Source organism: Dethiobacter alkaliphilus AHT 1, from assembly GCF_000174415.1.
Classification (GTDB): Bacteria; Bacillota; Dethiobacteria; order Dethiobacterales; family Dethiobacteraceae; genus Dethiobacter; species Dethiobacter alkaliphilus.
This window is the reverse complement of sequence record NZ_ACJM01000005.1, coordinates 77878-102732: the sequence shown is the minus strand read 5'-3', so window position 1 is coordinate 102732 and position 24855 is coordinate 77878. Positions and strand designations below refer to the sequence as shown.

Sequence of the window (24855 nt, the reverse complement as noted above, 5' to 3'; positions counted from 1 at the left end):
TCTATACATTTCCACATGACGGTTGAAAAAACGCGCTTATCAGGTGTCGACGCAACCGATTTATATGGCCAAAAGGCCTAAGATTTTTCAGGACGTCCTTTCTATTGATGCGTGATATTCCTGGATTGGTTTGATATTAATATTTTTCTCTCTGAGCATTTCCATGGCTGTAACTGCGGCTCTGGCGCCGGTTACAGTGGTGGTGTAGGGAACTCTGTACTGCAGCGCGCTCCTTCTTATGGATAAGGAGTCTTTACGTGCTCTGGCGCCGGCAACGGTAGCTAAGGATAAACGCTGCTCCTAACGTCAAATAAATGGCAAACTTAGAGGAATTTGACAAGTTTTGTTGAAGATAATATACAGTTAATTTATCCCGGGGGAGCATTTACTATGGAAAAATTCTGTGGCAGATTCATGGAAGCCCTGCTTCACATTGACCGTATAAAAGCTAAAGAGATTTTAGCTGAATTCCGCAGCACTGGAAAAAGTATTTATGACTTTTTTGATGAAGTGGTTGCTCCCGCTCTGGAAATAATCGGAGAGGGCTGGGAAGAAGGCTCTATTACTCTTTCCCAGGTCTATATGAGTGGTAAAATCTGTGAAGAACTGACTGACCTACTGCTTGCGGATTATGAAACACAAGTACCTAACCAGGCTAAAATTGCTATTGCAACGTTAATTGACCACCATGCCTTGGGTAAGCGAATTATCCTGTCTTTTCTGCGTGCCCGGGGATATAAAATCTTGGATTACGGTTATGGACTGGGTGTAGATGAACTGGTTGATTTGGTGTTGAAGGATCGCTTAGACATTTTGCTTATTTCTACATTAATGCTCCCTTCCGCTTTAAAAATTAAACCCCTTATAGAAAAACTCCGGGCCAAGGGTACAGATGTAATGGTCATCGTAGGCGGCGCTCCATTTGTACTAGATGAGCAGTTGTGGCAAGAGGTTGATGCCTATGCAATGGGAAAAAACCCCTATGACGCGTTGGAGCTTATCGAAGGGATGAGTGTAAACCGATGCTGATTCCAAAAATGACACCATTTCAACGTGTAATGACTGCTCTGAGTCATCAGGAACCAGACCGAGTGCCTTTTTTTCTCTTACTAACCATGCATGGTGCCAAAGAGCTTAGCATCTCAATTGAAGATTACTTTTCAAAAGCAGAGCATGTTGTCAATGGGCAACTTTTAATGCAAAGAAAATACGGTCATGACTGTATCTACACTTTTTTTTATGCAGCAATAGAGGTTGAAGCCTGGGGTGGAGAAATTGTATACACTGAAGACGGGTCACCAAACTCAGGCAGACCTTTTATTCGCTCTCTGGATGCAATTAAATCCCTTGAACCGCCGAGGCCAGACAAAGTAAACTGCCTGGTAAAGGTATTGGAAGCTACAACGCAGCTAAAGTTAAGGGTTGGCAATAACCTGCCAATAATTGGGGTAGTGATGTCGCCGTTTTCTCTTCCCGCTATGCAGCTTGGCTTCGACAAATATATTGAGCTGCTGTACGAACAAGGAGATCTTTTCTGGCAGCTTATGCGAGTAAATAGCCAGCACTGTGTAGACTGGGCTAATGCCCAGTTAGCAGCCGGAGCAACAGCAATCTGTTATTTTGACCCGCTCTCCTCATCTGACATCATACCAAGAGACTTATATATCAAAACCGGCTACAAAGTTGCTAAGCAAGCGTTAAGCCAAATCAAAGGACCTACTGCAACACACCTGGCATCAGGGAGAGCTTTGCCAATTTCTAATCTGGTTAGCCAAACTGGAACAGCCGCCATAGGAATAAGTGCATTAGATGAACTATCTGAAGTAAAGGAACACTGCAAGGACCGGCTTTCCATATTGGGCAATCTAAATGGGATTGCAATGACCAAATGGACGACCCAACAGGCGGAAGAAGCTGTCAAAAATGCTATTTGCAAAGCAGGCAAAGGTGGCGGATTTATCTTAGCCGATAACCATGGAGAAATTCCTTACCAAGTTAGTGATCAGGTGCTGATGGCAATATCAGAATCTGTCAGGACATGGGGTCAATATCCTCTGGATTGGGTGAACGGCTATGAAAAATAAGCTCTGCATTGCGGCTTGTAGTAATATTGCCCCTGAAATACAAAGTGCATTAAACGCTTCAGGAAATGAATCTGTCGAAGTGATCCATTATCCTGCCCTTTGTATCCAGCGCAAAGGCTGGAAGGATGCAGTCACCCAAGCACTCTCCCTCATTCCTCCGGACTGTGAGCAAACTATATTCATCGGCACCGATAGTTGCCTGCCTGAAAAAGAAGCACTTGCTATGACAAACAACCCTCGTATATACAATTTGGAACAGTGCTTTCATTTACTTGTATCCAAGTCTCTTACACAAAAATATCTTAACGAAGGTGCCTACCTTTTAACTCCCGGTTGGTTAAAAAACTGGCAAGATTATTTAGAGCAGTGGGGATTTAAAAGAGACGATGCCAGTGAGTTTTTCCGCGATTTTGCAAAAAAATTAGTTCTTCTGGATAGCAGGCTAAATGAAACTGAACCGATAAAGAACATTGAGGATTTATCAGAGTATCTGCAAATACCCTATGAGGTAATACCAGTAGGGCTTGACCACTTAATTCTGATAATCAATTCACTGATTCTTGAATGGAAGCTATCCAAGGAAAAAGAACAAGTACGGGACACCCGGGATTATGCCAATAGTCAGCTCGCCGACTATGCGATGATTTTAGATATAATGAGCAAGTTATACAAAGCCACCAATGAAGAAGAAATCATTTCAAATATCTTAGACCTTTTTACCATGCTTTTTGCTCCTCAACAGCTCTCCTACATTCCTATAATCGATGGTAAAACCGCAAGCCCTGTTTACAGAGGAGACAAAAAGCCCTGCTTGGATAAGCTCCGTGAAATCGCCCTATTAATGAAGGCGCCGTATCGTTGGCATACAAACCGTCAAGGATTTCTGCTTAGGTTGGGACAGGGCCAGGATTGCTGGGGCGTTTTGGACGTTGCGGGCATTACTTTCAGCGAGCATAAAAACCGTTATTTAAATGTGGCGCTAAATATTACTGGCGTATGCGGATTGGCCATCTCAAATGCCCGGCAATATAAAAAGATTAAACAAACAGAAGAGGCCATTGCCGAAGAAAAGGAGCGCTTGCTAGTTACCTTGCACAGTATCGCAGACGGTGTTATTACAACCGATGCGGCAGGAATTATTCAGTTAATCAATCCTGTTGCTGCCGAGCTCACTGGTTGGAAACAGAATGAGGCATATGGCAAATCCCTAGAAGATGTTTTGCAGATAATAAATGAAATCTCAGGCGATGAATGTGAAAACCCCGTTACTAAGGTTTTAGAAACAAGCCGTCACATCAAACTCAGGGATAAGGCCGTACTTGTAGCTAAGACCGGTACAGAAAGGCATATTGTAAAAAGCGCAGCACCCATTCTTGATAAAAGCGATAATGTTCTGGGTATTGTTCTCGTCTTCCGCGATGTGACTGAAGACAGAAGAATTCAAGAAGAAATGCTTAGGTCGAATAAACTTGAATCGGTTTCCACTTTGGCAGGGGGCATTGCCCATGATTTTAATAATCTTCTAACTGTTATACTGGGCAACTTATCACTGGCTAAGTTATATGCCGACGAAAACAACAAGGTTATGGCAAAAATCTGTGAAATTGAAAAAGCGGCTAAAAATGCACAAGGTTTAACCAAACGATTATTAACTATCTCAAAAGGCGGCGCTCCCATAAAAAAAGTTACTAACCTTGGTCCATTAATTCGCGAATGGGCGGAGTTTGTACTAAGCGGTTCCAACGTAGCTTGTGATTATGATCTGCCGCATGATCTACACCCCGTTGAAATTGACCAGGGGCAATTAAACCAGGCAATTAACAATTTGCTTCTCAATGCGAAAGAAGCCATGCCAAATGGCGGCTCTATATCCGTAAAGGCTTGCAATGTTACTTTTTCCGGAGAAGGAATTCACAGTAAAAAGTTAGCTGAAGGAAAATATCTCCGCATTTCGTTCCAGGACCAGGGCAAGGGAATACCGCCCACTATCATAGACCGTGTTTTCGACCCATTCTTCACAACTAAACCAGAGGGCAGCGGCTTGGGTCTCTTTACAGCGTATTCTATAATAAAACACCATAATGGCACGATTGAAGTCACATCAGAAATTGACGCAGGTACTGTGTTTACAATTCACCTGCCGGTATCGGAGGCGTGCCTTCCCGAGGAGCTGCCTGTTACAAACATTCCAATTAAGAGCAAAGGAAAAGTTTTAGTTATGGATGACGACCAAATGATTCGTGCTTTTGCCGATGAAATGTTAAAATATTTGGGTTATGACGTGGGCTTTGCCAGTGATGGAGCCGAAGCCATCAGAAAATACCAAAGCGCCCTGAACGCAGGAAAACCCTACGATGTCGTAATCATGGATTTAACCGTACGTGGCGGTATGGGAGGCAAAGAAGCTTTCGACGAGCTCATAAAAATAGATCCTGAGATTAAAGGTATTGTCTCCAGCGGTTATTCAGATGATCCAATCATGGCCCATCATTCCAGGTATGGTTTTAAGAAAGCTATTTCCAAACCATACCAGATAGAAGAAATGGCCAATGTTCTCAACGAGCTGATTAATACTTGATTAGAAAATTATCATGTGTAATAAGCACTTCAGTGTGAAGTGCTTGTTTTTTTTCTGTCATGCCTCTATATTCCCTCACCCTTCGGCAGTGCCTACCGGGTTAACAAGTCTTTTACTTGCAGTTGGGTTGTTATACCGGACCTGCTCCCTGAGAATACTAGAAAGGCGCGCGCTTTTGTACTGTTTATCTTAGCAGCTTCGCTATCTGCGAAGCGTTATAATTTTCTCTAGTAGTATAATAAAGCCAAGTCCTAAGACTTGACTTTATCCCCTTCCCTAATGAATTTAAGATTCTCTAATTGATGCGTGATATTCCTGGATTGGTTTGATATTAATATTTTTCTGACTGAGCATTTCCATGGCTGTAACTGCGGCTCTGGCGCCGGTTACAGTGGTGGTGTAGGGAACTCTGTACTGCAGCGCGCTCCTTCTTATGGATAAGGAGTCTTTACGTGCTCGGGCGCCGGCAACGGTGTTGATAACAAAGTCCACTTCCCTGTTTTTGATCATATCAACAACATGGGGCCTACCTTCTGCTACCTTGTTGATTACATCTGTGGTGATGCCGAGTTCATTCAGGTATTTAGCAGTCCCCCTGGTGGAGACAATTTTCATACCCAGTGCCTGCAGCCTGGCGGCTATTGCCGCGATGGGCTGCTTATCCTGATCTTTGACACTGATAAAGATCCTGCCGGAAATGGGGATGATGTTGTTACTGGCAGCCTGTGATTTGGCGTAGGCAAGGCCGAAATCATCATCTATTCCCATTACTTCACCGGTGGACTTCATTTCCGGTCCCAGGAGAACATCGACGCCGGAAAACTTGTTAAAAGGGAAGACTGCTTCTTTGACGGCGACGTGAGGAATTTGCACTTCATCGGTTATTCCCTGCCCTGCCAGACTGTGGCCGCTGATAACTCGTGTCGCAAGTTTGGCAAAAGGTATCCCGGTAACTTTACTGACAAAAGGAATGGTCCTTGAAGCACGCGGATTTACCTCCAGGATGTAGATGTCCCCATTTTTTACGGCATACTGGATATTCATCAGACCGCAAACGCCTAGTTCTGTGGCCAATGCTTTTGTTTGAACCCTGATTTCTTCGATGATATCACTGCTAATGGAATAAGGGGGCAGCGAGCAGGCCGAATCGCCGGAATGGATACCCGCCTCCTCGATATGCTCCATAATACCTGCGATTAGAGTGTTTGTCCCGTCGGAGACGGCATCAACATCCACCTCAATGGCGCCTTCCAGGTATTTGTCAATCAGGACCGGATGTTCCGGGGAAGCGACCATCGCCCGATTCATATAATCCAGCAGATTGTCGTCACTGTAGATGATTTCCATGGCCCTGCCGCCGAGGACATAGGAAGGACGGACAATAACAGGGTAGCCGATGTTTTGCACCGCGGCCAGCGCCTCCTCCACCGAAACGGCGGTTACACTTTCCGGTTGTTTCAGCTCTAGTTTATCCAACAGTTCCTTAAAACGCTTCCTGTCCTCAGCACGGTCAACAGAGTCCGGTGATGTGCCAAGAATCTTAACTCCAGCCTGCCAAAGAGTCATGGCCAGCTTAAGCGGTGTCTGTCCACCGAATTGGAGAATAACGCCTCTGGGTTTTTCCAGCTCAATAATGTTCATCACATCTTCAGCAGTCAGCGGCTCAAAATAAAGCCTATCGGCAGTATCATAGTCGGTACTTACCGTTTCGGGGTTGCAGTTGACCATAACCGCTTCATAACCAAGATCACGGCAGGCCATAACGGCATGGACACAGCAATAGTCAAATTCGATGCCCTGACCGATGCGGTTTGGCCCCGATCCCAGGATAATTATTTTTTCACGCTCACCGGGTGCCGCTTCGCAGACCGTAACGTCTTTCTGTGCACCAGCCGACCGGTATGGCTTTTCGTAGGTGGAGTAGAAATAGGGCGTGTACGCTCTAAACTCGGCGGCGCAGGTGTCCACCATCTTATAAACGGGTAAAACGCCTAGCTCTTTGCGCCGACTGCGGACTGCGTTTTCACTATCGCCAAGGAGGTGGCCGATTCTTTTGTCGGAGAGGCCGTATTCCTTCGCTTTGCGCAGCAATTCCGGGGGCAGGGCTTCCGTCTTGCCGGCATCGGCAAAGCAGGCCACTTTGTCTTCCAGGGCCACAATTTGTCTGATATTATAGAGAAACCAGGGATCTATTTGAGTGATTTCATGAATTTCTTCAATTGTCAGCCCACGCCTGAATGCTTCGCCAATATAGAGCAGTCTTTCACTGTTGGGAATATGCAGTTTTGAGCGGATATTCATCATATCCGCCTCCTGGCGCTCAAAGCCGAAGCAATCCAGTTCCAGGCTTCTGATTGCCTTATTTAAGGCTTCCTTAAATGTTCTGCCGATAGCCATCGCCTCGCCCACAGACTTCATCTGTGTCGTCAGGGTGGCGTCGGCTTCCGGAAATTTTTCAAAGGCGAAGCGGGGAGCCTTTACGACAACATAGTCGATAACAGGTTCGAAACTGGCCGGTGTTTCCCTGGTGATATCGTTGGGTATTTCATCCAAGGTCAGGCCCACAGCCAGTTTGGCGGCGATTTTGGCAATGGGGAAGCCGGTGGCTTTGGATGCCAATGCCGAGCTTCTCGACACTCTGGGGTTCATTTCAATTACTACCAGGCGGCCGTCCTGCGGGCTGATACCAAACTGGATGTTGGAGCCGCCGGTGTCCACACCGATCTCCCTGATAATCGCTATTGCCGCATCTCTCATGCGCTGGTATTCCTTGTCTGTGAGGGTCTGCGCCGGAGCTACGGTGATGCTGTCTCCTGTGTGGATTCCCATGGGATCAAAGTTTTCAATGGAGCAGATAATGACCACATTGTCTTTTTTGTCCCGCATGACTTCCAGCTCGAATTCCTTCCATCCCAGGACAGATTCTTCTACCAGGACCTGTTTTGTCGGGCTCAGATCCAAGCCTTTTTCAAGGATTTCCCGGTATTCCTGAATGTTATAAGCAATGCCGCCCCCGGTACCCCCCAGTGTGAATGCGGGACGCAAAATAGCCGGGAACCCGATTTCCCCGATAACATCAAGGCCTTCAGCAAGTGAAGACACAGCAAAGCTCTGCGGAACATCCAGACCCACTTTTTGGATAGCTGCCCGAAACAGTTCTCTGTCTTCAGCTTTCTTAATGGCGTCTATACCGGCACCAATCAGTTCAACTCTGTATTTATCGAGGATGCCTTTTTCGGCCAGCTCCACAGTAAGGTTTAAGGCCGTCTGACCGCCGATGGTCGGCAGGATGGCGTCGGGCTTTTCTTTATCGATAATCATCTCCAGAATATCGGTGTTCAATGGTTCAATATAGACAGCATCGGCCATCTCCGGATCTGTCATGATGGTGGCCGGATTGGAATTTACCAGGACAATTTTATACCCTTCTTCACGCAGAGCTTTGCAGGCCTGTGTGCCGGAGTAGTCAAATTCGCAGGCTTGGCCGATTACAATGGGGCCTGAGCCGATCACCAGTATTTTTTCGATATCCGTCCGTTTCGGCATTACGCTTTGCCCCCAATCATTGCCCTGAATTTTTTGAAGATATGGGTGGAGTCGTTTGGGCCGGGACCGGCCTCCGGGTGGTGCTGGACGGAAAAAACAGGCAGTTCCACATGCTGCATACCCTCTTCCGTCCCGTCGTACAGGTTGCGATGCGTCAGCCGCACCTGCCCTCCCAGGCTTTTGATATCCACACAGTAATTATGGTTTTGTGCGGTAATCTCCACCCTTTCTGTTTCCAGATCCATGACGGGATGGTTACCACCATGGTGGCCAAACTTCAGTTTGTATGTCCTGCCTCCCATGGCCAAACCAAGAATCTGGTGACCAAGGCAGATGCCGAAAATCGGTATTTTACCAAGCAGTTTTTTGGTATTTTCTATCGCATAGGTCACTGTTTCAGGGTTGCCGGGGCCATTGGAGAGTAATACGCCGTCAAAGTTTTTCTCAAGCAATTGCTCCGCAGGCGTTGTCGCCGGCACCACTGTGACGGCAAAACCTGCCTCCGCCAGATTCCTTAAGATATTATGCTTGACCCCAAAGTCGTAAACCGCCACATTAAGCGGTTTGTCTTCTTTCCCTACAGACCTGCACCAGGGAGCGCAGCCCTTGTTCCAGGAAAAAGTTTGCGCTGCAGACACTTCCTCTACCAGATCAAGCTCCGCAATCCCGGGATGCGAGCGTACTTTGTGAAGCAGGCTTTCCACACTGAAATCAAAAGTGGAGATGATGCCCATCTGCGAGCCGTTATTGCGCAGATGAGCGGTAAGTGCTCTGGTATCTATCCCTTCTATGCCGACAATCTTGTTTTCCTTAAGGTAGTTACCAAGCGATTTGCACCTGCCTGAGGAATCAGCAGCACGCCAGTTGCTCGGGAAATCCAGGTATTCTTTAACGACAAAACCTTCCACCTTAGGCCTGCCGGATGATTCCGCATCTTCATCGTTTACACCGTAATTACCTATCTGCGGGCAAGTCATTGTGACAATCTGGCCTTTATAGGAAGGGTCCGTAAGTATCTCCTGGTAACCGGTCATAGAGGTGTTAAAGACAACCTCTCCAATTACTTCTCCTTCAGCCCCGAAACCTGTCCCCTCAAAAACTGTCCCGTCGGCCAGAACCATTAGTGCCTTGTTCATTTTCAGCCACCTTTTTCAAATATTTTTCAAAGCAAATGCAAAGCAAAGACACCTTCGTTCCCGGAGACGGTGTTTCACCTGGCATGTTTAAGGTTGCCGTCCATTGTACCGCTCACGTTTTCCCTTTCCTCGGCGAAATCAAAGCCCGTCCAGATACCTATGGAGCCCAGCACAGAGTCCTGGGGATGATACTTACGGAAGATCTTAAAATAGTAAGCCGCCTCACGGCTGTTAATTGTTGCTTTGGGGTTTTCGGCCTTAATACGTTCATATTCTCCTTCACTTATCTCGCTCTCCGCCAATCTTTCGCCCAAGCTTTCACAACCTGCCCCCTGTGTGTACTGCACCTTGTAGCGCCACAAAATGTCTTCAGGCAAATAATTGGTGCTTTGGAATGCCTTCCTTAAAATCCATTTTTCAATTTTACTGCCGTCTTCTTCGGATTGGCGGATTTTCAGCTCGGGTGGTATCTTCATGGCCAAGTCAATCATGGACACGTCCAAGAATGGCACTCTTAATTCCAGGCTAAAATACATACCCATGCGATCGGCACGCTGCAGGTTAATATTGTGCAAAGTCCCAATGCCACGCCTGCCTTCCTTATTTTGCTCCTGCACAGGAAAATTCTTCATGTAATGATACCCGTTAAACAGCTCGTCGGCTCCCTCTCCGGTTAAAACCACCGTCACGTAATCGGCAGCAAGCTTGCAGGTAAAGTAACAAGGAACAGCACAGCGTACCAGTGAAGGGTCATATGTTTCCAGTTTATTGATAACCGTAGGCAGGGCTTCATAGTAATCGTCTTCTTTAAAGATTAATTCGTGGTGTGTAGAGCCAATGTGTTTGGCGGCAATTCGAGATGCCTTAAGGTCATCGCTTTCTACACCGAATTTGTCCTTCATGCCTACAACAAAGGTATGCAGATTCGGAATTTCCTCGGCGGCAATGGCAGCCACCAGACTGCTGTCCAGGCCGCCGCTGCAGAAAGAACCGACGTGGATTTCTTTATCGGCTAACAGCCTTTTTTTGACGGCGACGATGAAATTTTCCCTGATCTTTTCGCACACTTCTTCCACATCGGTAAGTAGATGGTCTTGAATCTCCGGCACCTGATAATACTGCACAAACCCTTTTTCCGGAGTATAGTAGGTTCCGGCAGGAAATTCGTGAACCTCGTCCACGCCGGCCAGGCTCATGGCGCCCAGTTCCGAGGCGAAATATAGATTGCCGCGAACATACCCGTAATACAGAGGTTTAATGCCAACGGGATCCCGGGCCAGCATAAAACTATCGTTGCTGTAGATTGCAAATGCAAACATCCCATCCAGCTCTTTTACGCAATCAGGGCCCTTTTCCTGATACAGATGCAGAATAACCTCCGAATCGGAATCCGTCATAAAATGATATTTATTACCCAATCTTTCTCTTATTTTCATAAAATTATAAATTTCACCATTGCAGATTATACCTGCCTGCCCGTCGTTAGCCAAGATGGGCTGGCGGCCTTTCTTAACATCAACTATGGAAAGCCTGGTATGACCAAAAACAATCTTATTGAAAGTATGGATATCACGGTCATCGGGACCCCGATGGGGCATGGCATCCAGCATCCTGTTCACAGTGCTAATATCATTGACTCCCAAACACCCGGCAATACCACACATAAAATAGTCACCTTCCTTGAATTTTTAATATGGCTTTCCTACTGGCATACACAACATTCATGCTGCAAAGCGATGATATTTTCCATATTAGTCCCCCGCCAAAAGAAAAACGCCTCTAAGACAAAAACAGTCTCAGAGGCACCATTGCCTGAAAAACATTATACGCTTTCCATAATATTAAATTATTTTAAATTTATGCTGATTAAATGGAGATGCAATGGGATTTTCTTAACTAATCCGCATCGAACTCCTTTTTGCGCATTATATTACATATCTCTTTATCCTGTCAAGCAAGCAAAACCAGCATTGCTCTGCAGCAAAGCATGCACCGCACACCACACCCATTGCCAGACCATTAGCACCAAAAATTCTACTAAGCAGAGACATAAATTCTCTGCCCCGAAAAACAATATGGATAAAATAAAGACTGCCCTCAGGCAGTCTTTGTGAAGTCAGTGGTTATAAATCATGGGGCATGTGGTGCTCTAAATCTACAGACAATCCCAGATGCAATTCGTTTTGAACGGGTATACTGATTACATTTTTGTTGCCTATAATAAATCCGTGCATAAACGGCGGTCTGTCACCACTTTGCGGGTTAACCTGCATGATATATTGCATAGTAGCTTCCGGCACACTGTCTCTGTTTACAAACAAAAACGGCGTGTGTTTTCCCAAATGCGCCAAGGAAGCGGAAGAAACCAAGTACTGCCAAGGCTGAGGAAGGACAAACGTAAACGCATGCCCGTCAGGCTCATTTCTATCCCAGCCCACCTCAGCAACGGGGCTTCTGTACCGACTGAATCTTACGGCCAAGGTAAAAATATCATCGGCACTAATGACGTCTACAAAACCAGCCAAGCCTTGCACCTCATTAATCACGCTTTGAGGAATGGCATTAGTAGTACCAACAATATAAACTCGTGGGTTATTTATCTGCTCTAATGCCATGCGGGTATGCCGCGGTAAAGTTGGCCCCTCAGTCAATAATATTGGCACTCCGGAGTGGGCGGAATATGCACCGGTAATATGCCCGCCATGATTGGGATCAGTAGAAATGAGAAACACATCTTGAGGCACACATAACTCGTTTAGAATACGGTGAGCAGTGTGAAACACATCATCCGGTCCTAAAATTCTCCGTACAGTGAATCCCATGAATTGGATTGCTCGCATCACAAGATCCGAAAACTCACCGATTAATACTACTTGAGCTTCACCCATGCCGGTTGGGGCCAATCGCCTGATAGCTGCTAAGACAAATGGGTCTATTCGGTTAGGATCAGTTAGAAATAACGGCCCATCGATGGGATGGTGCATAAGAGGAGTACCGATAATCGCTTCTGAGAAATTTTCCGAGGACGCCAGATATACTGTTACAGGGCTGATACCGGCAAACGCCATTTCAGCAACTGGATATTGAGTTTGACTAAAGTCACTACCTAGCGCTCTGGTAGTATTAGTCGTATTACGAGTGCTCCAAGGCAAAAACAAGTCACCTGGATTTATAAAACGTTCTGCACTCACGATATAACCTCCTTTATATCAATACTGATATATCCTATGAGGTATAGTGAGCAAACGTTACTTCCCGGTCCCCCTAGACTTGAGAAGTTCCTGAATACGACAAAGAAAAAGCCCCAAGGTTTTGGGGCATAAGCTGTTTTAGCAATACTTATTTAACCCAATGCAGTCTTCAGCACTTATTGCCGGAACAAGTTGATATAGTATCCTTCATTCCATGTGGACTCATTGATCTACATGTTAGGCAGGTACACTTCAAAAATACGAACCGTCGGCGGCTCTTGCACAATGTCTTTTAAAGCTTCCTGAAGCTTGGGTCCTGCGGTACCCAAGGCCGCTTCGGCATCTTCATTTGTTTCCCAGAGAGAAAATGCACCGTAATCGCCTTTGGCTTCATCACTGAAGAATGTTGAGCTTTTAAATCCTTTCAAGGTGGCATGAAGCTGTGCAAACTGATCGGCCATCCCTGTTGCTTGCTCCTGCATCCCCGGCCCAATATTAAACATTACTAACGTTGCATACATAGTTTTTCCTCCTTTTATCGTGTATTCCCAATGAATCAAATCTATTAAGGAAATTGCTGGAGTTTTACCTCGCTGATCTGAATTACGGGTGTGATATCAGTGTAATTGGGAAGATCACCCATAAACGTTGCAACATGAGGCAGAAAAGCTGCTTGAAATTCCTCCATCGAGTCGAAATACATATGACCCATGGCGAGAAATGGCGCCGGCGCACCCGGCTCTCCCCCACTTAACCCCACCTCTACAGCCCCGCCTTTTAGCGCAGTCCCCAACTTTTCCTTTACCAGTGACATATGATTATTGCAGTAATAATCAATGTCAAATTTCTTGCCCTCTGAATTTGGGTACAAAACACTTACCTTAATCATTTCTTTTCCTCCTTTTTTAATTTCCTGTGCACGGAAATAATCTATGACTGATGAGTAGGTTCTAACCTTTTATAAAATTAAAATAACCGACCTTAATATATGGTCGGTTACGCTACTGGCTCCTCCCGGGCAAAGCGTCCATATAAGCCCTGAAATCACAGCCCCCATAAACGGGTGGGAAGCAAAGTGAGTAGTATGCCAGAATTAATATACATGCAGTTCATATATATTTTTACATATTTAATTAATTAATCCTATTCTGTATGCAAAGTTCTTATTCTTTTATGTCAGATTTCAAGTAACTTAACTTAATCACGGAAAGCGGCTACAATATCAGCTGTATCGTAATAGTGTCTTGCTCGGCAAATTTTTTCGTCCTGCAATGTAAACACCATAACCCAATCATGCTCATAACCACGGCCGGTAGCTTTTACTACTCCGCCATTTCTTCCTTCCACAATTACTCTATCGTTTTGGCATGTAAAAAACATTGCTTCCATCTTTTTTACTTGTATTTTTTCAGATAGCTCCTTAAAAAATAAGGCAACATCTTTTTTACTATATCGCGGCTTAGCCCAAGATATTTCTTCGGGAGGGTTTTTTGTAACAGGAGATTGAAAATCTACATCCTCTGCAAACAACTCGAGAGCGTCGGGAAGATTTCCCTGGCCAAAAAACGCAAAGTGCTGTTTCACAACTCTTTCATTTTGCTCGGCCAATCCTTTCACCCTTTCATTTATTATCATTTTATAGTATCGGTATCCCTAAATTACTGGGGCTTTAAACCACAAAAACCGACCATAAGTGGTCGGTTACGCTACTGGCTCCCCCAGGGCAAAGCGTCCATATAAGCCCTGAAATCACAGCCCCCAAGAACTAAAGTAATCCTTAATGAAGGCTTGCTAGAAGTAAGCTGCATAATTCAGCACGGATCGATACAGCATTTTCTAAATATGGCTTTGTATTTATATATTCTCCGCCAAAAGAAAGCATTCCTGCCATTGTCTAAAATTTTAATGATAAATAAGTACAGCCTTCATCGAAGGCTTTTTATTATGCCTAAGTCAAAAAATCAAGGAAGAACAACAAGGTCGATTTTCAGTTCTAGCAGATCTACATTATTTCTACAATAAATGTCAACATAGCTTTGTCCCCCGCATAGATATAATAACTAAACGTTAGGGGGAGGCGTTTGATTATTGGCAATGCAAAGGGGCTTTGGTTGGATACCACTCGTCGCTATACTTACAATCAGTTTAATTATTGGCCTTAACCAACTAAACAGCATCTACCAGGCACTTTCGTCTAACAGTGCCACTGCAGCAGGAGTATATGCGGGTTTTGATATAAGCCTTGACACCGATGACTGGACAGTAATTTGGCATGATGAGCTTAGCGCAGGAGAGCTTGATTTATATAAATGGAAGCCCCAGGACAATGGCTTTCGCAGTGTTTTTAGCTTACTGTATGGCAAGATTGAGATTCGGGCCCGCCTTTCGGAATCGGGAACATTACCCAGTGCTTGGCTGATAGAAGAAAATGAAAACATTTCGGCTAAAGTTAACATTTTTCATCGTGTGAACCACTCCAATCTATCAGCTGACTACCATACCTTTGGGATAGAATGGGACCAGGAAAAAATTGTCTGGTTATTTGATGGGAAAGAGACATTTTCTACCACAAGAGACATCCCCGATACACGCCAGTTCTTATATTTATCATCACACGATTCAAACATAGATTATGTGCGTGTGTTTAAAAAAGCTTTTTAATTTAAAGCCACAGGGGGTGCCTTATGTTAGTACTTACATTGGTAATCTTCTCAATCTTTGTCATGTTTCAAATCTTATACATAACTATTCCATTATTAAATCATAAGCGGGGTACTGAATTACCTGAAAAATTGCCCGAACTGGGTTTAACTATTTTGGTTCCTGCTTTCAATGAACAACATGTAATTAAACAGTGCATTCTGGGAGCCCTTAGAGCAAATTATCAAAACCATGAGCTTATTATCATCAATGACGGGTCTACAGATGATACCTTAGGAATTCTGGAATCCTTTTTACGGCTGGAAGCAGTTGAAGAAAGTATAAACCGGACACTCACCTACAAGACGGTTAGAGGTTTTTATTACTCTACAATATATCCAAACGTTTATGTTATTGATAAATCAAATGGTGGTAAAGCAGATGCTTTAAATGCTGGGATTGATTATGCAAATAACGATATTGTTGTTACCCTGGATGCAGACTCTATTCTCGACAGCAACTCATTGCAAGCTATGAATTCTTGCTTCCACGATGATAGTGTAATTGCCGCTGGTGGTATGGTCCACATCGTACAGGGAGCCGGAGTTAAAGGTGGTAAGGCAAGCCCTAATTTTGCAGTGAGAGGGATAATCAGATACCAGATTATGCAGTACCTGACATCTTTCTATCTGCATAAATTTGTGCAGGCTAAGTTTAAAGCCATGACAGTCATTGCCGGTGCCTTTGGTGCCTTTAGAAGGTCTACCCTACTGGAATTAAACGGCTTTAGAAATACTGTGGGGGAAGACATGGATATTACACTAAAAATTCAACGATTGATATATACAAAAGAGCGTGACAAAAAGATGATGGTTGTCTCGGAGGCTGTTTGTTATACCGAATGTCCTGAAAATTTTCGAAATCTCTTTAAGCAAAGAATACGATGGCAAAAAGCGTTTGTGGACTGCATAATAACTTATGGACATTGCCTTTTTAGCCAGTTTAGCTTTGGTTTGTCAGTATTCTTCCTGATTGAGGGATTTATGTTGGGCACTCTTATAGCCTTTAACACCCTTTTAGTTCCATTAGTTTTGATTTTGAGTAAAACAGGCCACACTTTGGTATTAACGCTCCTGACAATCTACTTTATTTTGGCTCTTTGTCAAAGCCTGGTCGCTTTCCTGGTCAGTAAGAGGTTTGGTCACTCATACTCAAAATCCAATTATGCCAGAATTCTTTCCTTTATCCCCTTGGAAATAATAACGTATAGGCTGCTGGGGTTGCTCTGGGTCACAGCAGGTACTATTCAGTACTTTTATAAAAAGCAACATTGGGATAAAGTTGAAAGATGCGGAAAAATTTATACATTAAATGAGTTGCCTGTTGAAGTAAATGAATCAAAACTAGCTTAATCAGGGGTGAATGTATGGGAAAAGCAATTGTTCTCATTATACTTTGTTGTGTCTTGGTTACCACTTATGTTATCTTCTCCGGTTCCTTAATAACAACAGCTGAGAATCCGAATTTCGCAGACCCGGGTGCAGCACGGGTAGAATCAATAGCTGCTGAATATGTTGATACAATTTATTTCAACAAGGGTCGCGGTCAAGAGCGTTTGGTAAGCCTTACCTTTGATGACGGCCCGGATAAAGTTGTTACGCCAGAAATCATTAACATTTTAAATAGTTACGGAGTTAAAGGCAACTTCTTCTTTATTGGTGAAAATGTCCTGATGAATCCTGATGTGGTGAGATATGCCTATTATGACGGTCATTTAGTTTTAAACCACAGTTTTTTCCATGATGACTATACCGGCAAAAGTGCTGACTTTATAGGCCGGGATATCGATCGAACCAGTGATGCATTTAAGGAAGTTATCGGTGAAATACCGGTGCTTTTTCGTCCGCCGGAAGAAATAATAACACATAATTTGCTAACCAGTATTAAAGAACGTGATTTTAAAATTGTTACGTGGTCCCTTGATACCTTGGATTGGCGCGTAAAAGATAAAGATACGCTAGTCAGAACCGTCCTTGATAATATAACACCTGGAGGAATTGTCTTAATGCACTCCATCGCGGGTAACGAAGCCACTGCGGAGGCTCTTCCCGAAATTATTGAAGGACTGCACGCTAAAGGATATGAAATTGTAACACTTGACCGCCTTTTACGAATTGGTAAATACGAGAACGCAAAGTCAAAAACAGTAACCGCGGAACTTGATACCAGCCTTAGTACAGATGATTGGGAAATTGTTTGGCATGACGAATTTACAGGAGATAGCATAGATCTAACTAAGTGGAATGTTGTAGAGTGGGCATCAGATAAGAACAATGAGCTGCAGTATTACAGCTATGATAATGTCATTGTTAATGATGGCTATTTACAACTGGTCAGCAAGAAAGAAAACTACAAGAACCGCAATTATACTTCCGGTGCTGTGGAAACAAAAAATAAATTCGCCCTTCACTATGGTAAAGTTGAAATCCGGGCTCGGCTTCCCAAGGGCCAAGGTGTATTCCCCGCTCTTTGGCTCCTGGCAGACAACCGCACCAGCCTGCCGGAAATAGACATTATGGAAATGCTTGGCCATGAACCTAACAAGATCTGGATGGTCTATCATTATATAGACAAATATGGTCGACAAAGAAACCCCAATAGTTATTTTGTTGGGCCTGATTTTTCCGAGGATTTTCATACATTTGGCATTGAATGGGATCAAGACAAATTGGTTTGGCTTGTTGATGGTGAGGAATGGTTTTCCATAACAGAAGATGTCCCCGACACACCTCTTTATCTCTATATGAACACTGCTATTGGAGGGGATTGGCCCGGTAGTCCGGATAATACAACGCGCTTCCCACAGTATTTTGATATAGACTACGTTCGCATTTGGAAAAAGAGGTAACATGCAGTGAGACGCATCCGCGATATTACAATAATTTTGCTCTTTAGGAAGCAGAGGCATGCCTACCTGCTTCCTTTATGCATCAAAATAAAAAAACCCGGCCATTGACCGAGTGTTACATCTATTTTGGTGGAGGCGAACTGTGGTTTTGGAAACCACGGCTATGCTTATTGCTCTTCGAATGAGGCCTATGTCTTTGTGATGTCGGGGCTGGACGTGCCGCATTCCTTCTTCTTGAACGAACCCCGGTATGAATCAAGGGAGTTTGCTTTGTGGTATCTGACGGGAACAGGCTTTCATCACCTAGCTGTGTAATAAATGTTGAACACAATACTCCATATAGCAGATGTTCAGCTAAGTGGGCCAAGGGTCCAATCGGTTTTTTACTCTTTACATTAAACACATAACCGGACATAACGCCATCAACTATAATCCAAAAGAATGTTCCTACCGCCATCCCTTTAAAAACTGCTTTGTCCTTACCTGTTGCAGACAAAAGATAGGTCAGCAATACACCTGTAGCAGAGGTATTTGCACTGTTTACAATTTCTCCAAGGATAATGCCCGGCGTACTCTTAATTTCACCCTCCTTGAGGAATAAACGAGCGGCCAGGGGATTGTAACGAATGTCAGTATAACCCTTTGCATAATTATATCTATTTAATAATCTCGCAGCAAATGAAGCTGCTGAGCCACTTATCGCTCCTAATAATAGACGATCCTTGATTTTCATTTAAATAAATACTCCTTTTATTAGAAGAGCTTCTTTCTATAATATCTGCCTTTTCCTCACCTATATTCTGTAATTATTATCCATATTCATAATGAAATTGTACAGACTATGTTTCGGTGAGTGGGACACAGAATGCAAACCGTTGCTTAAATAACACGCGTTATATTTTTTTGCCTAATGACTTGACAGGCAATTATTTTTTATATATTATATAACTAACGTTAGATAACATATGTTATATAGGGTAGGATGTCCCCTAAAAGATGCGTTTTTTTTAACCGGAGTCTCGGTGATGGTGGCCTGATTGGCTGGACAACAAAGGCACAGAAGTACTGTTACTTGAGGTGGAAGAATGATTTAAGGTCAGCGAAGAAACCGGATGAGAATTAATTACAATTTATAAAAGGAAGTGTTGAAAAATGAAAAACGAAAAGGCAAAAAAAATTGAAAGCTTATTTCGGAAGCAAGTACAAAAAGATAAAAAGGTAAATAACGCTTACTTACTAGTTCACAGTGAAAAAGAGGGTATTGACTTAAATATTGCGGAGGGCAGAACCGGGGATACCCCTGCTAACCCCAGGCAGCCTATTTATATGGCCAGTGTAGGTAAATTATTTACAGCAACTATTGTTGGCATTTTGTTTGAAGAAGGGAAAATAGATTTTGATGACAGTATTACTAAGTATTTAGATAAAGAACTATCGCATAACCTTCATGTTTATAAGGGTACGGATTATACCAAAGAAATTAAAGTCAGGCATCTTCTAAACCAAACCTCCGGATTAGCGGATTACTTTTGGGCTTTACTAGAAAAAGTCCTTGAAGATCCAAACTTTACTATAAGCCCAAGGGAAGCTGTAATATGGGGGAAAAATAATTTAAAACCTCACTTTCCTCCTGGAAAAGGCTATAAATATACAGACACTAACTATCATTTGTTAGGCTTAATCGTTGAAAATATTACTGGAGAGCCCTTTCATGCTGCTTTAAGTAAATATATCTTTAAGCCTTTGGGCATGAAACACTCATATATGCTTCATTATTCTGAGCCCATGGAAAAAAGTCCTTACCCAATTGCAGACTTTACGTTCAATGGAATCAGAATGAATGACCATATAGGTTACGCCGGCCTTGATTATGCCGGTGGCGGGGTAGTAGCCCCAACAGAGGATTTGCTGAAATTTATGAAAGCTTTGACCTCATATCAGGTGGTATTAAAAGATACCCTTGAAATAATGAAAAATGACAGTGCGAAGTTTCAAATGGGGATAGAATATGGCTATGGGATTTGGCAGATTACTACAGTACCTTTAATGATGCCAAAGAAACTGAATTCCTGGGGAGTATATGGCGTAACAGGAGCTTTTATGTTTTACCATCCCGAGAAGGATGCTTACTTGATAGGATGCTTTAATGATGTGTCCTACCAAAGCAAAGGCCTCAGATATATGATGTTCAATGTCATAAACAAATTGTTTTAAAACTGTGGAGCACAGAAACGGAGCCTATGAAGTTATTAAATTGGTATCCGGCGATTTTGCAGGGGAAGAACTGACTGAATGGTTAAAACAAAAACATAAAGAAATTTAAAAATGAATTTAGGTAGCCTCAAGCCGCCTGGATTCTTTTTTTTGGTAATGAAGATATTTTAGAAGTCGTTATCGCGGCAAGATCTGGTGCCTTAACCTGCTCGCACATAATAACCCCTGTACCAATACCACAAGACGTTTCCCTTTACATCTGGCTTTAGATACAGAACAGAAACACCATACAATAGCAATTTTAGTGAATTGAAGAAGTATTAATAATTCATTCATTGTCACCCCTCAACCGGGGAGATACAATAAAAATTGTAACCATTACAATATAGTCATAAATGAATTCTCATTTCTTTAGACGGGCAGTGATTCAATGAACCCAAGGTATGACTTCATTATCAGCCAGCTAAAAAAGCATAATATTCGGCTTTCGCATCGCAGGCTGAAAGTCCTGGAATATCTGTGCAACAACCTGAACCATCCCACAGTTGACCAGATTTATAACAATCTTCATAAGGACATTCCCACTCTTTCGAAAACCACAATCTATAATACCCTTCACACTCTGATTGATTTGGGTTTGGTCAGAATCATAAATATAGAGGACAATGAAACCCGCTATGACATTATTACCGAAGATCACGGGCACTTCAAATGTGAAGTATGTGGAAAAATATTTAATTTCGATGTAGACTTTACATCCTTTACGTCAGAAGAATTGTCAGGGTTTAAGATTAGGGACAGAAATCTGTATTTTAAAGGTATTTGTCAAAAATGCCTTTTTAATAAAAATGATTCATAAGGAGGTTTTCAATTAATCATGGGAGAATCGAAATGCCCGGTAACAGGCAAAAAAGGCAAAGCTGTTTCTGGTGGTGGCACGTCCAACCGGGACTGGTGGCCAAACCAGTTGAACCTCAATATTCTTCATCAGCACTCAGATTTAAGCAACCCCATGGATCGCGATTTCAACTACGCGGAAGAATTTAAAACGCTTGACTTGGCAGAAGTAAAAAAGGACCTGTTTGCATTGATGACCGATTCACAGGATTGGTGGCCCGCCGATTGGGGGCACTATGGGCCATTTATGATTCGGATGGCATGGCATAGTGCAGGGACCTACCGCATGGGTGACGGCCGTGGTGGTGCAGGAACGGGCACCCAACGCCTGGCGCCCCTCAACAGTTGGCCCGACAACATTAACCTGGACAAAGCACGCCGGCTGCTCTGGCCGATTAAGCAGAAATATGGGCGAAAAATTTCCTGGGCAGATCTGATGATACTTGCCGGCAACTGCGCCATTGAGTCGATGGGGTTACAACCATTTGGGTTTGCCGGTGGCCGGGAAGACCTCTGGGAACCGGAAGAAGATATTTATTGGGGATCTGAGGACGAGTGGCTTGGCGACGATCGTTACTCCGGTGACCGAGAGCTTGAGAACCCACTGGCAGCCGTACAGATGGGTCTGATTTACGTGAATCCGGAAGGTCCAAACGGTAACCCGGACCCTGTTGCCGCTGGTCATGATGTTCGGGAGACTTTCAGCCGTATGGCTATGAACGATGAAGAGACTGTGGCTCTCGTTGCAGGGGGGCACACCTTTGGAAAAAGCCACGGTGCCGGTCCCGCAACCCATGTAGGCCCGGAACCTGAGGCTGCCGGCCTTGAGGAACAGGGACTGGGCTGGAAAAGTAGTTTCGGCAGCGGTAAAGGTGGCGATACGATTAGCAACGGTATCGAAGGCGCCTGGAAACCGAACCCGACAAAATGGGACATGGGCTATCTGAAGGTGCTGTTCAAATACGAGTGGGAGCTCACAAAGAGTCCGGCCGGCGCTCATCAGTGGCTGGCTATAGATGTGGATGAAGAGGACATGGTGGTTGATGCACATGACCCGTCTAAGAAACACCGGCCCATGATGACCACCGCAGACCTGTCCCTTCGCTTTGACCCAAACTATGAAACCATTGCGCGCCGCTACCTGGAAAATCCCGAGGAATTTGCGGACGCTTTCGCCCGTGCCTGGTTCAAGCTGACCCACCGCGATATGGGGCCGCGGCCACGCTATCTTGGCCCTGATGTTCCTGAGGAGGAACTGATCTGGCAGGATCCGGTGCCGGCAGTGGATCATGAATTGATTGAAGAACAGGATATTGCCGATCTTAAAAATAAAATCCTATCCTCCGGCCTATCCGTTTCAGAACTGGTTTCAACAGCGTGGGCGTCGGCGTCCACCTTCCGTGGCTCCGATAAACGCGGCGGCGCAAACGGGGCACGCATCCGTCTTATGCCACAGAAAGACTGGGAAGTTAACCAGCCAAAGCAGCTGCATACAATTTTGCAGACCCTGGAAAATATTCAGAAGGAATTCAACAGTGAACAGACAGGTTCAAAAAAGGTTTCCCTTGCCGACCTGATCGTACTTGGCGGCTGCGCGGGGATAGAGCAGGCTGCAAAAAACGCAGGTCACGAAGTGTCCGTCCCCTTCTACCCGGGCCGCACAGATGCAACACAGGAGCAGACCGACGTAACGGCATTCTCGGCACTTGAACCAAAGGCAGACGGGTTCCGCAACTACCAGAAAGCCAAATTTGCTGTCTCGGCAGAGGAACTTTTAGTTGACCGCGCTCAACTGCTGACACTGACTGCTCCGGAAATGACTGTTCTGCTTGGTGGCATGCGCGTTCTGGGTACCAATTACGGTGATTCTCAGCACGGCGTCTTCACGAAGAGGCCGGAGTCTCTTACCAATGACTTCTTTGTGAATCTGCTTGATATGGGCACCACCTGGAAACCCACTAAGCAAGATGGAGATGTATTCGAGGGTTTTGATCGTGACACTGGTGAACTGAAGTGGACCGGTACCCGTGCTGATCTCATCTTCGGTTCAAACTCCCAGCTTCGCGCCATTGCGGAAGTTTATGCGTGTGAAGACTCGCAAGAAAAATTCGTACGTGACTTCGTTTCAGCCTGGAACAAGGTCATGAACGCAGATCGTTTCGACCTTGCGTAAAGGGTGACCTTGGCACTAACACTATAAATAGGTAAATTAATGTAAATTCACAAACCATAGAAACCTTAAGGGGCGGCAATTGCCGCCCCTTAAACTATTTGGCTCTGTTATTCCCTTCCCCCTTCTCATCAATTTTTTTTCCTTCTTTTGTATGAATTACTCCTCCCTTATAAGTGCCCCGGCACTCCGTTTCCCCAAAATAGTGCTTCATGCAGCGCCTCCCTGAGACAGGATGCTACTGCACTAACACTGTTGTTCCCTTTGGCCGAGTACCATAGAACATAATAAATCAAGGTCCTTTAATAGCTGGAGGGACAGAAGGATCAAAGTAACGCTTTAGCTCCATTAGCGCAGGGGTACTAACTGCTGACTTTTCTATAAGGGCAAAAAGCTCCTCGCTAAGCTCCGTCATCTCTTCCCTGGCATTTCTACAGTGCCGGGCACCGCCGATGTCAAAAAGATCTGAACCTAAGACCTTCTGAAGCAAAGGGACTATAATAAAGTCAGGTATTAGTATTGCCCAGCGCAGCTTAGGAGGGTCCATAGGAAAACCCAGATCATTTAGGGCCTTAAAGCCTTCTTTCATACCGTGCCAGCATGTCTTTACCATCACTTTATTTTTAGCTAACTGATAGTTACAGGAACCGGCCATATATATGGCACCAGCCATTGCTACCGCTATAGCAACGTGGTAGCGCTTCCAGGAGTCAATGTTTTTGCTTATAGCTACTGGAAAGCCTGCTTTTTTAAAGGTATCGGCTATTTTCGCCAATCGGGGGCTCATTCTACCATCAAGTTCCCCCAGTGTCATTTTTTCAGCAACCATATAGTGAACCACATGGCCACTACGCTCTCCCCCTGCATTAACATGGCCCATAATAACCCGATCCTCTCCTAGAGCATCTATCATTGCCTTAGGGCCTTGAGCAGTATTGTTCATAAATAGGAAGGTAGGGATATGGAGGTTGGTAGCTAAAGTAGGCAAGGCAGATTCAAGTTGATTCTTTTGAATCAATACTATACAGACATCAAAATGCTCTTCTTTTGGCATATGGTCAAGAACTTTTACTGGTGTTGAAGTCCGCTTCCCGGACTTAAACTCTTCAAGTACGATACCGTGCTTTTTGATATCCGCAAGCCTTGAACCCCGAGCTACTATTGTAACGTCAATACCTGCCTCATGTAATTTCGCAGCATATAAACTTCCTAAAACTCCGGCTCCAAAGAATAAAACCTTCATCCTTTCCATAACTTCTCCCTCCTTTTTCAAGCCTGAAAGTTTCCAGGCAACTTACTATTGACATCTCGTCCTGTTAGCCTGTGAATCAACACTGTTTCAATTCTATTTCTAGTATATTTAACCCTTCTGTACAATAATAGAACAATTTCTAAACACCGGTTTTTTTCAAACTCTTTCCCTCTACGATGTCTACCATCCGTTTTTCTTAATTTGTTGAACGTCTTCCCCTATGGAAAACCAAACTCTCC

General features: G+C 44.3%; 18 protein-coding genes and 2 riboswitches. Of the genes, 9 read left to right on the top strand and 9 right to left on the bottom strand.

Going from position 1 to position 24855, the window contains the following annotated elements; all coding sequences use genetic code 11:
* The first annotated feature begins 390 nt into the window (after positions 1–390).
* Genes DEALDRAFT_RS05995 through DEALDRAFT_RS15925 form a run of 3 tightly spaced genes read left to right on the top strand, consistent with a single transcriptional unit; the run spans position 391 to position 4662 of the window.
* Positions 391–1029 carry a cobalamin B12-binding domain-containing protein gene (locus tag DEALDRAFT_RS05995; protein WP_008515811.1) on the top strand — a complete coding sequence of 213 codons (639 nt, stop codon included), beginning with the start codon at positions 391–393 and terminating at the stop codon, positions 1027–1029.
* Positions 1023–2084 (top strand): uroporphyrinogen decarboxylase family protein, encoded by a 1062-nt coding sequence (locus DEALDRAFT_RS05990; RefSeq protein ID WP_008515809.1) that lies wholly within the window; start codon positions 1023–1025, stop codon positions 2082–2084. Before DEALDRAFT_RS05995 ends, DEALDRAFT_RS05990 begins: the two co-directional genes overlap by 7 nt.
* Positions 2074–4662: an ATP-binding protein gene (locus DEALDRAFT_RS15925; protein ID WP_008515808.1), complete on the top strand. Its 2589-nt coding sequence runs from the start codon at positions 2074–2076 to the stop codon at positions 4660–4662. Before DEALDRAFT_RS05990 ends, DEALDRAFT_RS15925 begins: the two co-directional genes overlap by 11 nt.
* Before the next feature lie 285 nt (positions 4663–4947).
* On the opposite strand, the gene carB is transcribed toward DEALDRAFT_RS15925, so the two are convergent.
* The 7 genes from carB to DEALDRAFT_RS05950 form a co-directional block, all read right to left on the bottom strand.
* Positions 4948–8208 (bottom strand): carbamoyl-phosphate synthase large subunit, encoded by a 3261-nt coding sequence (gene carB / locus DEALDRAFT_RS05980; protein WP_008515806.1) that lies wholly within the window; start codon positions 8206–8208, stop codon positions 4948–4950.
* Entirely contained in the window at positions 8208–9344 is a 1137-nt protein-coding gene (gene carA / locus DEALDRAFT_RS05975) for a glutamine-hydrolyzing carbamoyl-phosphate synthase small subunit (RefSeq protein WP_008515804.1), read from the bottom strand. The genes carB and carA overlap by 1 nt, the downstream gene beginning before the upstream one ends.
* A 74-nt stretch (positions 9345–9418) precedes the next feature.
* A complete protein-coding gene (asnB, locus tag DEALDRAFT_RS05970) occupies positions 9419–11008 on the bottom strand; it encodes an asparagine synthase B (protein ID WP_008515802.1) in 1590 nt (529 codons plus the stop codon).
* A gap of 459 nt (positions 11009–11467) precedes the next feature.
* On the bottom strand, positions 11468–12535 hold the full coding sequence (locus tag DEALDRAFT_RS05965) for a cell wall-binding repeat-containing protein (RefSeq protein WP_008515800.1): 1068 nt from the start codon (positions 12533–12535) through the stop codon (positions 11468–11470).
* Positions 12536–12765: 230 nt separating this feature from the next.
* The gene (locus DEALDRAFT_RS05960; protein WP_008515799.1) at positions 12766–13056 is read right to left on the bottom strand and encodes an antibiotic biosynthesis monooxygenase family protein; all 291 of its coding nucleotides are present in this window, start codon (positions 13054–13056) and stop codon (positions 12766–12768) included.
* Between the two features lie 44 nt (positions 13057–13100).
* Positions 13101–13424 carry an EthD family reductase gene (locus tag DEALDRAFT_RS05955; RefSeq protein ID WP_008515795.1) on the bottom strand — a complete coding sequence of 108 codons (324 nt, stop codon included), beginning with the start codon at positions 13422–13424 and terminating at the stop codon, positions 13101–13103.
* Positions 13425–13516: 92 nt separating this feature from the next.
* A riboswitch (cyclic di-GMP riboswitch) is annotated at positions 13517–13599 on the bottom strand.
* Between the two features lie 133 nt (positions 13600–13732).
* The gene (locus tag DEALDRAFT_RS05950; RefSeq protein ID WP_040378568.1) at positions 13733–14143 is read right to left on the bottom strand and encodes a nuclear transport factor 2 family protein; all 411 of its coding nucleotides are present in this window, start codon (positions 14141–14143) and stop codon (positions 13733–13735) included.
* Positions 14144–14221: 78 nt separating this feature from the next.
* Positions 14222–14304, bottom strand: a riboswitch (cyclic di-GMP riboswitch).
* 325 nt (positions 14305–14629) lie between these two features.
* Here DEALDRAFT_RS05950 and DEALDRAFT_RS05945 point away from each other — a divergent pair.
* From DEALDRAFT_RS05945 to DEALDRAFT_RS15920, 3 genes are read left to right on the top strand one after another with little or no spacing between them, the layout of a single operon-like run.
* Positions 14630–15196: a glycoside hydrolase family 16 protein gene (locus DEALDRAFT_RS05945; RefSeq protein WP_276324447.1), complete on the top strand. Its 567-nt coding sequence runs from the start codon at positions 14630–14632 to the stop codon at positions 15194–15196.
* Positions 15197–15219: 23 nt separating this feature from the next.
* A complete protein-coding gene (locus DEALDRAFT_RS05940) occupies positions 15220–16587 on the top strand; it encodes a glycosyltransferase family 2 protein (protein WP_008515790.1) in 1368 nt (455 codons plus the stop codon).
* A 14-nt stretch (positions 16588–16601) separates the two neighbouring features.
* A complete protein-coding gene (locus DEALDRAFT_RS15920; RefSeq protein ID WP_008515789.1) occupies positions 16602–18083 on the top strand; it encodes a polysaccharide deacetylase family protein in 1482 nt (493 codons plus the stop codon).
* Positions 18084–18204: 121 nt separating this feature from the next.
* Here the strand turns inward: DEALDRAFT_RS15920 and DEALDRAFT_RS05925 are convergent, their stop codons facing one another.
* Complete coding sequence (locus DEALDRAFT_RS05925) at positions 18205–18816, bottom strand: hypothetical protein (protein ID WP_008515787.1); 612 nt, start codon at positions 18814–18816, stop codon at positions 18205–18207.
* A 419-nt stretch (positions 18817–19235) separates the two neighbouring features.
* On the opposite strand from DEALDRAFT_RS05925, the gene DEALDRAFT_RS05920 reads away from it, so the two are divergent.
* The 3 genes from DEALDRAFT_RS05920 to katG all read left to right on the top strand — a co-directional run bounded on the left by DEALDRAFT_RS05920 (position 19236) and on the right by katG (position 23367).
* Positions 19236–20297, top strand: coding sequence for a serine hydrolase domain-containing protein (locus DEALDRAFT_RS05920; RefSeq protein ID WP_008515785.1), 1062 nt, complete (start codon positions 19236–19238; stop codon positions 20295–20297).
* 430 nt (positions 20298–20727) lie between these two features.
* Entirely contained in the window at positions 20728–21156 is a 429-nt protein-coding gene (locus tag DEALDRAFT_RS05915; RefSeq protein ID WP_008515783.1) for a Fur family transcriptional regulator, read from the top strand.
* An 18-nt stretch (positions 21157–21174) separates the two neighbouring features.
* Positions 21175–23367: a catalase/peroxidase HPI gene (katG, locus tag DEALDRAFT_RS05910; RefSeq protein WP_008515782.1), complete on the top strand. Its 2193-nt coding sequence runs from the start codon at positions 21175–21177 to the stop codon at positions 23365–23367.
* 289 nt (positions 23368–23656) lie between these two features.
* Here katG and DEALDRAFT_RS05905 read toward each other — a convergent pair whose 3' ends face one another.
* Positions 23657–24616 carry a ketopantoate reductase family protein gene (locus DEALDRAFT_RS05905; RefSeq protein ID WP_008515778.1) on the bottom strand — a complete coding sequence of 320 codons (960 nt, stop codon included), beginning with the start codon at positions 24614–24616 and terminating at the stop codon, positions 23657–23659.
* Positions 24617–24855: the final 239 nt, after the last annotated feature.